This window comes from Xenorhabdus bakwenae, assembly GCF_030272115.1.
GTDB lineage: Bacteria > Pseudomonadota > Gammaproteobacteria > Enterobacterales > Enterobacteriaceae > Xenorhabdus > Xenorhabdus bakwenae.
Genome location: NZ_CP119194.1, coordinates 537078 through 550211, shown reverse-complemented (window position 1 = coordinate 550211; position 13134 = coordinate 537078). Strand labels below are relative to the sequence as shown.

The 13134-nt window shown below is 39.3% G+C and carries 11 protein-coding genes and 3 pseudogenes; 9 read left to right on the top strand and 5 right to left on the bottom strand.

Annotated features, from left to right (window positions below):
* Positions 1-35: 35 nt before the first annotated feature.
* Positions 36-363, top strand: a pseudogene (locus PXH59_RS03240) (IS1 family transposase); the annotation flags it as partial.
* Between the two features lie 108 nt (positions 364-471).
* Here the strand turns inward: PXH59_RS03240 and PXH59_RS03235 are convergent.
* Together PXH59_RS03235 and PXH59_RS03230 are read right to left on the bottom strand one after the other, a co-directional pair.
* Entirely contained in the window at positions 472-1491 is a 1020-nt protein-coding gene (locus PXH59_RS03235) for a hypothetical protein (RefSeq protein ID WP_285810307.1), read from the bottom strand.
* A 591-nt stretch (positions 1492-2082) separates the two neighbouring features.
* A complete protein-coding gene (locus PXH59_RS03230) occupies positions 2083-2757 on the bottom strand; it encodes a transglycosylase SLT domain-containing protein (RefSeq protein WP_047771065.1) in 675 nt (224 codons plus the stop codon).
* Positions 2758-2933: 176 nt separating this feature from the next.
* Between PXH59_RS03230 and PXH59_RS03225 the strand changes: the two genes are divergently transcribed.
* The 5 genes and pseudogenes from PXH59_RS03225 to PXH59_RS03205 all read left to right on the top strand — a co-directional run bounded on the left by PXH59_RS03225 (position 2934) and on the right by PXH59_RS03205 (position 7518).
* Positions 2934-3848, top strand: a complete 915-nt coding sequence (locus tag PXH59_RS03225) for a metal ABC transporter substrate-binding protein (protein WP_047771066.1) — start codon at positions 2934-2936, stop codon at positions 3846-3848.
* Positions 3845-4738, top strand: coding sequence for a manganese/iron ABC transporter ATP-binding protein (locus tag PXH59_RS03220; RefSeq protein ID WP_047771067.1), 894 nt, complete (start codon positions 3845-3847; stop codon positions 4736-4738). Before PXH59_RS03225 ends, PXH59_RS03220 begins: the two co-directional genes overlap by 4 nt.
* A gap of 14 nt (positions 4739-4752) precedes the next feature.
* The gene (locus PXH59_RS03215) at positions 4753-5628 is read left to right on the top strand and encodes a metal ABC transporter permease (RefSeq protein ID WP_047771068.1); all 876 of its coding nucleotides are present in this window, start codon (positions 4753-4755) and stop codon (positions 5626-5628) included.
* Entirely contained in the window at positions 5625-6491 is an 867-nt protein-coding gene (locus tag PXH59_RS03210) for a metal ABC transporter permease (protein ID WP_285810306.1), read from the top strand. The genes PXH59_RS03215 and PXH59_RS03210 overlap by 4 nt, the downstream gene beginning before the upstream one ends.
* A 162-nt stretch (positions 6492-6653) precedes the next feature.
* Positions 6654-7518 (top strand): annotated as a pseudogene (locus PXH59_RS03205) (fructosamine kinase family protein).
* 135 nt (positions 7519-7653) lie between these two features.
* On the opposite strand, the pseudogene PXH59_RS03200 reads toward PXH59_RS03205, so the two are convergent.
* Positions 7654-8225: pseudogene (locus PXH59_RS03200) on the bottom strand (YniB family protein).
* 206 nt (positions 8226-8431) lie between these two features.
* On the opposite strand from PXH59_RS03200, the gene hxpB reads away from it, so the two are divergent.
* From hxpB to PXH59_RS03185, 3 genes are all read left to right on the top strand, one after another.
* Positions 8432-9097, top strand: coding sequence for a hexitol phosphatase HxpB (gene hxpB / locus PXH59_RS03195; RefSeq protein ID WP_047771072.1), 666 nt, complete (start codon positions 8432-8434; stop codon positions 9095-9097).
* A gap of 182 nt (positions 9098-9279) precedes the next feature.
* Positions 9280-9873 (top strand): metal-dependent hydrolase, encoded by a 594-nt coding sequence (locus PXH59_RS03190; protein ID WP_047771073.1) that lies wholly within the window; start codon positions 9280-9282, stop codon positions 9871-9873.
* A 381-nt stretch (positions 9874-10254) separates the two neighbouring features.
* A complete protein-coding gene (locus tag PXH59_RS03185; RefSeq protein WP_047771074.1) occupies positions 10255-11646 on the top strand; it encodes an L-cystine transporter in 1392 nt (463 codons plus the stop codon).
* 37 nt (positions 11647-11683) lie between these two features.
* Here PXH59_RS03185 and PXH59_RS03180 read toward each other — a convergent pair whose 3' ends face one another.
* Both PXH59_RS03180 and tnpA read right to left on the bottom strand, forming a co-directional pair.
* Positions 11684-12391, bottom strand: coding sequence for an IS1 family transposase (locus PXH59_RS03180; protein ID WP_285808336.1), 708 nt, complete (start codon positions 12389-12391; stop codon positions 11684-11686).
* Between the two features lie 205 nt (positions 12392-12596).
* A complete protein-coding gene (gene tnpA, locus PXH59_RS03175) occupies positions 12597-13052 on the bottom strand; it encodes an IS200/IS605 family transposase (RefSeq protein ID WP_047767579.1) in 456 nt (151 codons plus the stop codon).
* Positions 13053-13134 lie beyond the last annotated feature (82 nt).

Here is a 13134-nt window from a genome sequence, read left to right as displayed (position 1 = left end):
CATTCAATAGGCGTTAAAAGTATGCCCGCGCGGCTATATGGTACGCTTGGGAGCCTCGGTTAAAGCGCATTATTGCTCACACATTTGGAAGGCGGAACAAGAAAACACTTTAAAAAACGGCTGAAAAGATTATCACGATTCAATGTTGCTTTTCGGTGTACAGATAAATTTAAAGCTTACAATATGTTGCCTGAAAATAAACACCTCGTCGGGAAAAATTTCACGCAACGTATCGAACGTGAAAATCTGACATTTCGTAACAGGATTAAACGATTGAACCGTAAAACACTCGGCTACTCAAAATCCCCTGAGATGCATGACAAAGTCATCGGGCCTTTTATTAAAAGGGAATACTACAGTTAAATCAATCAACGGATTGAATATGTGACCTAGAAATAAGAAAAAAACCTCGTTAATTTAAACGAGGTTTGTTAGAGATCAAAATGATTCTTTATATTTTATATGAATACATTATAAAACTCGTCTTAATATATGAGAGAAATTATCTCTGTTTCCATATATATCACCTACAGCGTAATCAATTAGAGCCAGTTTTCCGCTATTTTCTTGTACCCAATCAGAAGGGATATCTATTGCTATCCGTTCTATATTGTCAAGTACTTGATAGTTAGTTTGCCACATTGTCTGGCCTACCAACCGGATGTTTACTGTTTGATTTGATCTCATACCAGGATAACGTATTATAACTTGAATAGAATCATCATTATATTCAAGGTTAGGTGCAGGTAAATTAAGTGCTTGCCCTTCAATTTCAAGCTGTAAATCTCCTGAGTACTCAACAACATCACTACCAGATGTTCTTGTTACTGAAAAATACAACGTAGCAGTATCGCCAATAGTGTCAATAAACTCCATACGAGGGATATAGAATGTCATCGGTATGACTTCAGTTACTATTTGAGTTTCTGGTTCATATGTAATATCACTACGACGTCCTTTCCATAAGATCTTAACAGCATGTCCAGGAGCCATTCCCTCATAAACCGGCACAATGACTTCCAACTTATCTAGCCGATAATAATCATCTTTTGTCAGCAGGGTTCCTTGTTTACCTGTGGCTTCTGGTACACTGGGAATATAGTCAGATAATTTAGATGAATCAAAGGATATAAATTTAATGTTTACCGTTGGTGATTCACGTTCATTGCCATGACTTATTACTTTATACTTAGCTTGATAGGTGCCAAATTTAGAAATTTCATCCACAGTAAATAGTAATGTATATGGGGATGTATGTAATTTATCTGGTGCAACAGTGTATGGTCTACTTTTTATAACCACGCTATTATCATCACTTAAATAAAGATATCCCTCTATTTCATCGCCAGTCTTAGCATCATCATATCTTGGCACTTCCATTAATATATATTCAGTACCCATTATACTCAGATCGTGTATGTTAATAGTATCTGTTCCATGTGCCTGCGGAAATGTAGGTGGAGAGAGCGTTATACTATCTAAATTTTCCATGAATTACTCCTTAATTGAGTGTTTTTTATATATAACTTTAGGATATAATCACTTAATTTCTTCGTTTATTGTCAATAATATTCATAGAGATGATTATTTTAATTTCTCATCTAAATATTAAAGTGAAATATTAATCCCTTAAAATAAAATCTCCGGTGATTTTATATCATTGCCATTTATAGTTATAGTATGTGTTGATTTCTGGCTGTTAATTTTAAAGATGAACAACCTGATCTTCTAGACTATAGATAAAACAGAAGATAGATATTATTCTCCCTATAAAATGCCTCTATCATCCAATTAATTCAAATTACTTTTTTCTATCGACTGATAATTATTTTTTATTGGCCAGATTATTTTATTCAAAAAATAATTTTAACCATTAATAATCAGGAGTGGATTTAGTTAAATAGCAATAATTAATACTATTTTTAAAATATTCATCTTGGGATACTAATATGCATCGTTTTCGAAAAAACATTTTCGCACGATATGTGTTACTAAAAATAACAATGAGTTGTTAAATTTTATTCAACAAACAAAAAAATGCAGGCTATCAGGCCTGCCCTCATGAAAATTTACAGATTACGATTATTGAGTGATTACCCCCAAAGCATTTTTAACCTTCCATAAATAACGAGAAGCCTGTGGTGCAGGATGATTATTTTGAACATATTGATAGAACTCATTCGGAGTCATTCGATTAATTTTATTAATTGCCAAAACTCGGTTTGCATCAAACGTTCGCAATAATGCCCCTGCCCCATTTACATAAGCAACTATCGTTGCATAGTACAGCGTTTCTGGATTAGAAATACCTTCCAGGTGCTGTTTTTTCAAGATGCTAATATAAGCTGTACCAAGATCAATGTTGATTTCAGGATCTTTCAATTCACGCATCGTTGGTTGTCCTGATTTTCCTTTCACTCTGTAAGCATCTCGCCCAGCCGTAGATGCCTTAATCTGCATGAGTCCAACTGCATTCGACTGACTAACAACCTCTGGACGAAAACCTGATTCCACCTGAATAATTGCTTTGATAAGCGTTTCATCAATACCATAACGTTTTGCAGCTTGCGCAATCAAACCATCAAATGGGGTAGATTTAAACCTATTTGTCAATTTACGGGTATTAAAAGCAGCCTTATTGCCATCAAGCATACGTTTTACCGTTGTTTGTCTATTACTGTCTGATTGGTGTACTTGTTGGTTTGCACATCCTGACAATAACAATGCCACCGCAATGTAACGGAGTTTTAATTTCACGTTGCTTCCCCTAAATAAAATTGATCCTATAAAGGATATATAATTTTACTGATAAACTAAAAATATTTTTCTATCGAATGTATCATCAATTTTGTTCTCTATTGCCTTGACTTTATATAAATGATACTGATAATCATTATCAATAATTAGATGTGCAACAAGTAAGGTTTACTATAATGAATAAAAAATGTTCTCTTTCTACTTTTCCGATATTCAATCTGATCCTTGTTCTATTCACAATGGCGTTATTCAGCCAGCATGCTCATGCCGAGAAAAAATTCAGAGTGGTTACAACATTTACTATTATTCAAGATATGGCTCAAAATGTCGCAGGAGACGCAGCAATTGTCGAGTCAATCACTAAACCGGGCGCAGAAATCCATGATTATCAACCCACTCCCAAAGATATCATCAAAGCACAGCGGGCAGACCTTATCCTCTGGAATGGCTTAAATTTAGAACGCTGGTTCGAACGCTTTTTTGAAAACATGCAAGACATACCTGCTGCGATTATAACCGAAGGCATTACCCCTTTACCCATTCGTGAAGGGCCTTACAATAAAAACCCTAACCCACACGCTTGGATGTCGCCGAATAATGCGCTGATCTATATCGAAAATATTCGCCAAGCTTTTGTCAAATACGATCCTGATAATGCCGAAATTTACAATCGTAATGCCAGAGCTTATGCAGAAAAAATGGCTCAATTGGATGCGCCTCTTAGAGAACGTCTTTCTCGTATTCCTGAAGAGCAACGCTGGCTGGTCACCAGTGAAGGTGCTTTCAGCTATCTCACACAAGATTATGGTTTCAAAGAAGTTTACTTGTGGCCAATTAATGCTGAAGAACAAGGTTCCCCACAACAGGTTCGCCGTGTCATTGACACAGTAAGGTCTAATAAGATCCCGGTTGTTTTCAGTGAAAGCACTGTTTCAGATAAACCAGCAAAACAAGTCAGTAAAGAAACAGGGGCACGTTACGGCGGGGTACTTTATGTAGACTCCCTTTCCACTCAAAAAGGACCGGTTCCAACTTATATTGATCTACTTAACACCACTGTAGACACTATCGCAAAAGGATTTAATCAATGAATCGCTCATCATTAAACCACCAACCGTTATTTGAGCATCCTCATTTAATTGTGGATAATGCCACTGTCACTTACAACAATGGGCACACTGCTATTTATGATGCCAGTTTTAATATTACCGGCGGCACAATTTGTGCGCTGGTAGGCATGAATGGCAGCGGTAAATCCACCTTATTCAAAACAATCATGGGATTAGTAACGCCTTCACATGGAAAAGTGACACTCAACAATCAACCTATCAAAGCGGCATTAAAACAAAATATCATCGCATATGTCCCTCAAACTGAGGATGTAGACTGGAATTTCCCGGTTCTGGTTTCTGATGTTGTAATGATGGGACGCTATGGGAAAATGGGTTTTTTACGCCGTCCCAGCAAGCATGATCATGAAATCGTCAATAAAGCCCTTGAACGTGTCGGGCTGACAGAATTGCGTGATCGCCAAATTGGTGAGCTTTCTGGCGGGCAGAAAAAACGCGCATTTTTAGCCCGAGCATTGGCTCAAGAAGGGAAAGTTTTGTTACTGGATGAACCTTTTACTGGGGTAGATGTTAAAACAGAAAATGCCATTATTGACTTACTTCGTGGCCTACGTGACGAAGGGCATTTGGTTTTAGTATCAACGCATAACCTTGGCAGTGTGCCTGAATTTTGTGATCACGTTATTTTGATCAATCGTACTGTGCTCGCAAGTGGCCAAACTGAAAACACGTTTACTCAAAAAAATCTGGAAATTACCTTCGGTGGTGTCTTGCGTCATATTAATCTTTCCGCTCCTGAACTGCATAAAGATGATGATCCCCGCTCGCTGACAGTCATAACCGATGATGAACGTGCTGCCGTCTTTTACGGACATGATCATCATATTCCACCGCGGCAAAACCCCAAATAAAAGGAAAATCAACCATGATGGAACTACTTTTACAACCATTCAATTACAACTACATGGTGAAAGCCATGTGGGTAAGCACCATTGTTGGGGGTGTCTGTGCTTTCTTATCCGCTTATCTGATGCTAAAAGGTTGGTCACTAATGGGAGACGCCCTCTCCCACTCTGTTGTGCCCGGTGTCGCAGGTGCATATGCTCTCGGTTTACCTTATGCAGGTGGTGCTTTTTTTACAGGGATGCTCGCTGCATTATCAATGACATTGGTACGTCATATCACTCGGTTACGTGAAGATGCGGTGATCGGTTTTATATTCTCCACTTTTTTTGCCGTCGGGTTATTGATCGTTTCTTTAAACCCCACATCCGTAAATGTACAAACCATTATTTTAGGCAATATTCTGGGAATTGCGGATGAAGATGTTTTACAAGTTGAAATCATTATTGCCGTTTCCTTCATTATCTTAATGGTACTTTGGAAAGATCTGTTGGTTGTTTTCTTTGATGAAACCCATGCTCGCTCGATTGGATTATCACCATTACGGTTGAAAATTATTTTCTTCACTTTATTAAGTGCCTGTACCGTTGCTGCATTACAAACAGTAGGCGCTATCTTGGTTATCGCAATGGTTGTAACGCCGGGTGCAACCGCCTATTTATTAACAGATAGATTTAAATATTTGTTGATTATTGCCGTCACCATCGGTTCACTCACGAGTGGTATCGGTGCATATGTGAGTTATTTCCTCAACGGTGCAACTGGGGGAGTCATTGTTACCATACAAACAGTGATTTTCTTACTCGCGTTCTTCTTTGCCCCTAAACATGGCACGTTAGCCTCTCGCAGACGGGCCAGAAAGGAATCTCTGGCATTGATTCAGGAACAACGCTCATGAACACATTTATTGAATTAATTACTGAACCTTTCATGTATGAGTTCATGCGACGAGCTATCTATGCTGCCATTATCGTGGGAGCTGTTTGTGCTGTACTTTCCTGTTACTTAGTCTTAAAGGGTTGGTCATTGATGGGAGATGCCATTTCCCATGCTGTTTTGCCAGGTATAGTGCTCGCTTTTGTAACAGGCATACCACTTACAATAGGTGCTTTCCTTTCTGGTATATCTTGTGCATTCGCTACCGGGTATCTAAAAGAACATAGCCGAATCAAAGAAGATACTGTCATGGGAATTGTTTTCTCAGGTATGTTTGCATTTGGGTTAGTTCTGTTTACTCGTATAGATACGGATCAACACCTGACACACATTTTATTCGGCAGCATACTCGGCATTACCCGGCATGAATTACTCCAAACCCTGTGCATTGCAGGGATCACGCTGGCGATTGTGCTGCTAAAGAGGAAAGATTTCATGCTCTACTGCTTCGATCCCAATCAGGCTCGAGTTGTTGGTCTTCCGGTGAAACTTCTCCATTACGAGTTATTATCACTGCTGGCCCTAACAATTGTTGCCTCTTTGCAGGCCGTCGGCATTATTCTGGTCATTGCGATGTTAATCTCCCCCGGCATTATTGCTTTTATCCTTTGCCGGAGTTTTGACCGCATGCTGATTGTGGCAATGGTTGCTTCTATATCATCCAGCGTACTTGGAACAATCATCAGCTTCCATATTGATGGTGAAACAGGTCCCTGTATCGTAATCATTCAGGCAATTTTCTTTACTATTGCACTTACTTATGACCAAATAAAATTAGCTTACAAGAAAGCAAACAAAGGATCGTTTGAAAAAATCTCACACTAAAAGGCATCAATTCAAGAAAAATCAAATTAAAAAATAATAGAGTGCCATATCAAATTTGAGATATGGCCTTATTAATTCCTATTAAAATTCCTTTTACCCTGTTCAAATGTTACATCTGTCTGTAGTATAAACATGACAACTGTCAACTTAATGAGGTGAAGCATGTGGCAAACAGTGAGCCGTCTATTAAGTGAGCATTTTGGTGACGCTGAAATTCACGATAAAGAGGAATTGGCCGGAGGAGAGATTCACCGTGCCTGGCACATTAGATATGGTGAACAACATATCTTTATCAAATCCAACATGAAAGAAATGCTGCCAATTTTTAAAGCAGAAGCAGAACAACTGGAATTATTAGCTCGCAGCAAAACAACCCGTGTCCCCGATGTTTATGGTGTAGGTCACGACCGCAACTATAGCTTTCTGTTGCTGGAGCATTTACCCATAAAACCCTTTACCCCACACAGTGCATATCTTTTTGGTCAACACCTTGCGAAGTTACATCAATGGAGTGAACAACCCAAATTTGGTTTTGATTTTGATAACATGCTGGCAACTACCATACAACCTAACGGATGGCAAAAGCGCTGGGATTATTTTTATGCCGAAAAACGCATCGGATGGCAGTTGCAGCTTGCCGCTGATAAAGGAATGGTATTTGGAGATATTAACCAAATTGTTCAAGTAATCGGCGATAGACTACACAATCATCACCCTCAACCCTCTCTTCTGCATGGCGATCTATGGCCTATGAACTGTGCATCATTGAACGATAATTGTGCCGTCACTTTTGATCCTGCCTGCTATTGGGGAGATCGAGAATGTGATCTGGCAATGCTGCCACTTTACCCAGATCTTCCTTTGCAAATATTTGACGGTTATCAAAGTATCTGGCCATTACCTAAAGATTTCCTTGAACGTCAACCTATTTACCAACTTTACTATTTATTAAATAGATGTAATCTTTTCGGGGGGGGAGAGTTTTATTCTAATACAAAAGATGATTGATAAACTTTTATCTGAATAGGTATAAGATAACTTAAATTAATATTTAATTATTGACTTTAGCTCAATCACTCAAAAATTTATTATATTAAGAATATAAATTCCTTTTAAACCAAACGCGACATTGGGCATCCTTGCGCTGTTATTAACTCTCACATTACCACCCTAACAGTTTGAATAAGAAGCAAGCAATTGCACCGATAATGATGGGTGATATGTAAAGAATAAAAATCTGGCTGAATAAAGAATGAGAGGGAAACGCAATTTTAGCTTTCAATTGTTCCTCGGTTATTCCACTTTCCTGCGCGAGTTCAAAGACCATTTGATCTTCAATACGCTCTTTGATGAATTTAAATTGACGATACATTCTCAAACCAGACGCACTCATTGCCAACCCCACAAATATCAGCATATAAATGACAAAAAAACTGATATTTTCCCCAGTAATTCCGGCAACACGCTCAGGGGTTGGAGAATGCTTCCAAAAAAATCCAAAAATGGTGTATTGAATTTAATCATTTCTGTCATCATCTGAAGAAAATCATTCAATACGGCGTTAATACCTGCATCCCCGATACTGTCACCTTTAATACCATTACCTTTAATACCATGCTGCCCTGCGGCCAGATTAATCACTGAGACAAAAGTCGACAACAGGGAGGGTATAAAAATAATCCAGCCCAAGATCCGCTTAACGATAGCAACATATCTAGCTTCTTGATACGTCATGACATTCTCCATTGGCCTAAATGATTTTATTTTTACTCAATAATAGCTCATAACGAACCAACTTTAATCCTATTTACGGAGTCATTATCTTACCTTACCGATGAAACTATCTCTTTGTTTGCCATCACCCATAACAAGATTTAATTTATTGGAATTGTTACAATCAAACCTCTTTAATCACTGTTATCATCGCGGAGAGATTTGAGATGTCATTTTGTTTATCTATGGAAGCGGCTATTTTTGATATGGATGGTTTGCTGATTGATTCTGAACCTTATTGGAAACAAGGAGAAAAAAGCGTATTCAGTGAATTAGGGCTAGATTTAAATTTAGCAAAAAACCTACCTGATACACTGGGGTTACGAATCGATCACGTTGTTGAGCTATGGTATCAAGCATCCCCCTGGCAAGGCACCTCTAAAAGTGAAGTTGGACAACGCATCATTGATTACGTAGTTCAATCAGTTGAAAAAAACCGTCCCTTACTGCCTGGAGTAGAACATGCTTTAAATCTCTGTCGTGAACGTGGGTTGAAAATTGGCCTGGCCTCCGCCTCACCCTATGAAATGATCAAAAAAGTGCTCGAATTGTTTAACCTACAACATTACTTTGATGTTGTCGTTTCTGCCGCACACTTACCTTACAGCAAACCACACCCCGAAGTTTATTTACTGGCAGCCAGTCAACTTGGCGTCAACCCAACTCACTGTCTTACATTAGAAGACTCATTTAACGGTATGATAGCAACCAAAGCAGCAAGAATGCGCTCAATTATCGTCCCAGCCTCTCACCATTTTGATGATCCCCGCTGGTCATTAGCTGACATTAAATTGAATTCTCTGGAAAAATTAACAATAGAACATATGACTTAATAGCCACCGCGCTGCCCTATTTTTCGTATATGGCAGCGCAAATATCAACCTCCCCCTCAACCTACACAGCCATAATGTAAAAATTTTCCTGGTTACCCTCTATCTTCCTCAGGCAAAACCCTCTATACTCCCCCACTGTATGTATAAACAGCAATCAGCATAAATAATTAGTATAAATCGTTATGACAGCAGAAGGACATCTTCTTTTTTCCGTTGCCAGCCTTGTATTGGCTCACCAGCTAGAAATCACACCAGAAATAGCACAGGGAGATTGGTTACACATGCTTCCCGGCGTACTTCTGGCTTCATTGTTGCCAGATATCGACCATCCAAGCTCAACCTTAGGCAGATTGTTCCGCTTTATATCCATTCCAATCGCGCGATTATGCGGACATCGTGGATTTACACATAGTTTATTAGCGCTGCTCGTGGGGGTTACTCTATTCCAGACTGAAATACCGTCTAATTGGCCCATTCCGACTGACTTTGTCCATGCAATGGTTATCGGTTATATCAGCCATCTTATTGCTGATATGCTTACTCCCGCTGGTATTCCACTGTTATGGCCGCTAAGAATACGTTTTTGCTTACCTATTCTTAGAGGTAAGGAACGTAAAAAAGCCGAACGTTTTATTGCCGTACTGGTAGTAGTGATCGCTATTATCCTTCCACAACACATCAATTTCTCATTCGCTCGCTATTTCGACAGCTTACAATTTAACAAAATACAGTTTGATAAGTTACCTATCGATAAGCTACAGAATCTCTACAAGTAACCGCTCACTACTCACATACAGCAAATATCGTAGCCCCATTTTAAAAATGGGGTTATCTGCAAAATATAAACCATTTTTTATTCACTTCCTGTCGCCTGCAAAAAGACCGTTAACTCAATAAGATAAAAAATTAACGGTTATAATTGAACAAAAAACAGAAATAGATTAGGAGATATAACCAATCAAACTAATTAGTGAAAATAATTATATTAAATTCTATTTAATTATAAGAAAGAGACTTATTATACTGATAATATCCTATCCTAAGCATTTCATGGTATGTAGACGATAGATTGCAAATTGAAATACAACTGACAAATCTATATCCAAGCTACATACAGCAACTCAAATATAACGGTATATAAGTTTTGGAGACTAGAGATGAATTTACCACTCATCATCAACGTGCTCGTTTTTGTAGCACTGCTTATTCTATTAGCAAAAACGGGTTCAAATAAATGGAGTTTGTCCAAAAAAGTTCTTGTGGCTCTAGTCGTAGGTGTTGTTTTTGGGTTGGCATTAAACATCATTTATGGAACAGATAATCTTACCGTAAAAGAATCAATTAAATGGTTCAATATTATTGGTAATGGTTATGTACAATTACTACAAATGGTTATCATGCCGTTAGTTTTTGCTTCTATCCTAAGCGCCGTTACTCGCTTACATAAAGCATCTTCCCTAGGAAAGATCAGTTTTTTTACCATTGGTACGTTACTGTTTACTACAGCAATTTCCGCTTTAATTGGCATTGTCATTGCCAATTTGTTTGGGCTAAGTGCAGCAGGACTTATTCAAGGCACACAAGAAACTGCTCGTTTATTAGCAATTGAAAGCAATTTTATTGGCAAAGTTGCAGATATGAGTGTGCCTCAGATCATTCTCTCCTTTATCCCTAAAAATCCCTTTGCTGATTTGACGGGAGCACACCCTACTTCCATTATTAGTGTGGTAATTTTTGCAACATTTTTGGGCATCGCTGCGCTACAAATGCTTAAAGATGATCATGAACACGGTAAACTGGCTCTCGTTGCCATTGATACTATGCAAGCATGGGCAATGAAGCTGGTTAGATTAGTGATGCGTCTCACCCCATACGGCGTAATGGCTTTGATGACCAAAGTTGTTGCTAGCTCCAATATCCATGACATTACTCAATTAGGTAGTTTTGTTGTTGCTTCTTACATCGCCCTTGGCCTGATGTTTGTAGTACATGGCGGGCTTTTGGCATTCACGGGGATCAATCCCCTGAAATTCTTTAAAAAAGCAGGCCCCGTACTGACATTTGCATTTACCAGCCGTTCAAGCGCTGCAAGTATCCCCTTGAATATCGAAACACAAACTCGCCGCCTCGGTGTGCCTGAGTCTATTGCCAGTTTCTCCGCTTCTTTTGGCGCGACTATTGGCCAAAATGGCTGTGCCGGCATTTATCCAGCTATGTTGGCAGTGATGGTGGCTCCAACCGTAGGTATTGATCCCTTTGACCCGGTATGGATTGCAACGCTTGTGGGCGTTGTGACTATCAGTTCTGCGGGGGTTGCTGGTGTTGGTGGTGGCGCAACATTTGCTGCACTGATTGTTTTACCAGCTATGGGCCTGCCTGTCACCTTAGCGGCGCTGCTTATTTCTGTTGAACCTCTGATTGATATGGGACGTACAGCATTAAATGTTAATGGCGCTATGACAGCAGGTACAGTCACTAGTCAATTGATGAGAAAAACGAATAAAGAGGTATTTGAACAAGACGAAAAAGTGGTATTAAACCAATCTTAATTCAAAACCTGATGAAATAAGGTCATGCACCCAATAGTTAGATAACCTTTGGAAGATAGTATTCACGCTCAATGAAAGTGCCTATCACTTTGTCATGCATTTCTTCGGATTTGGAATAACAGATCGTTTTCCGATTCAGTCTCTTGATGCGAGTACGTAAGGTCAGATTGGTTCTTTCGATACGTTGAGTAAATTTCTTCCCTCTAAAGTGTTTTTCCTCAGAAAGGCAATCGTAAACGGCATAATTATCGGTACAGAAAAATTGAATTTCGAAAGGAGCCAGAAGTGCCAGCAATTTGCTCAGTGTTTTCCTGCTGCGATCCCCCAATACGTGCGCGATTATTTGCTTTTGCTCCGGTTCCCAGGCATACCAAAGCCAGCGCTGATTCTTCTTGTTACCGACAAAAGACCATTGTTCATCAATTTCGCAGATAATATGAATATTATTTGCGGCCAGCGGCAGTGTAGTTACCTGTCTGGGTTCGAGTTTTTTTAGGGTACGAAGAACGGTGTTGATACCCACCTTCAGGACACGAGCGGTGTCTCTGATACCGCCATTATTCGCAGCCATATCCACAATCTGATCTTTCATTCCGGGTTTGCAGGCTTGGTAGGTGTAATTCAGTTGAAAGGTTTTACGGCAGGCATAACAGTGATAACGCTGATGTCCGCTGCTTCCTTTTCCATGCCCTTTGACCTCTTCCGCTTTGTGACAGTAACGACAAACCACATCAACTTTAGCCATATCTCACCAGTAATAAAAAGTGGGGAGTTTACTACAACAATCTAATGATTGGAAGCATGACCGACATCGACTGGCCTAAAGCGCCAGAATCAAAACCACCCGCATAGCGGGTGGTTTGCTCTCGCCCTATAAGGGCATGTTACCGACTGCGCCAAAATGACGCCGCTTTCTCTTTGTTCAAGCTAAATGTCATTGTCTCTTTGGCTTACCCCTTAAAGGGGTCCTCATACTCACGTGCACTCAATTTATCCTGTATGAAATCTTGCTTTTCCTGCTCTCGGATATACTTACGGATCGTGGCTTCATTGAGTCCTACTGTACTCACATAATATCCTTCTGACCAAAACTTCCTGTTGCCAAATTTGTATTTTAGATTCGCGTGCTTATCAAATATCATCAGTGAACTTTTACCTTTCAAATATCCCATGAAACTCGATACACTGATTTTCGGCGGGATACTCACCAACATATGCACATGATCTGGCATCAAATGTCCTTCTATTATTTCTACCCCTTTGTACTTACAAAGGTTTTTTAAAATCTCACCTATACTTGAACGTAAACTTGCAAAAATAACTTTACGTCTGTATTTCGGCGAAAAGACGATATGGTATTTGCAGAGCCACTTTGTGTGGGCCAAGCTTTGTGCTTTAATTCCCATAAACACCTTTCCTTCTTAGTTACGCATATTAGCTTGAACATCTATATCGTAACGGAAAGGTGTTTTTCTTGGTATAACCCCC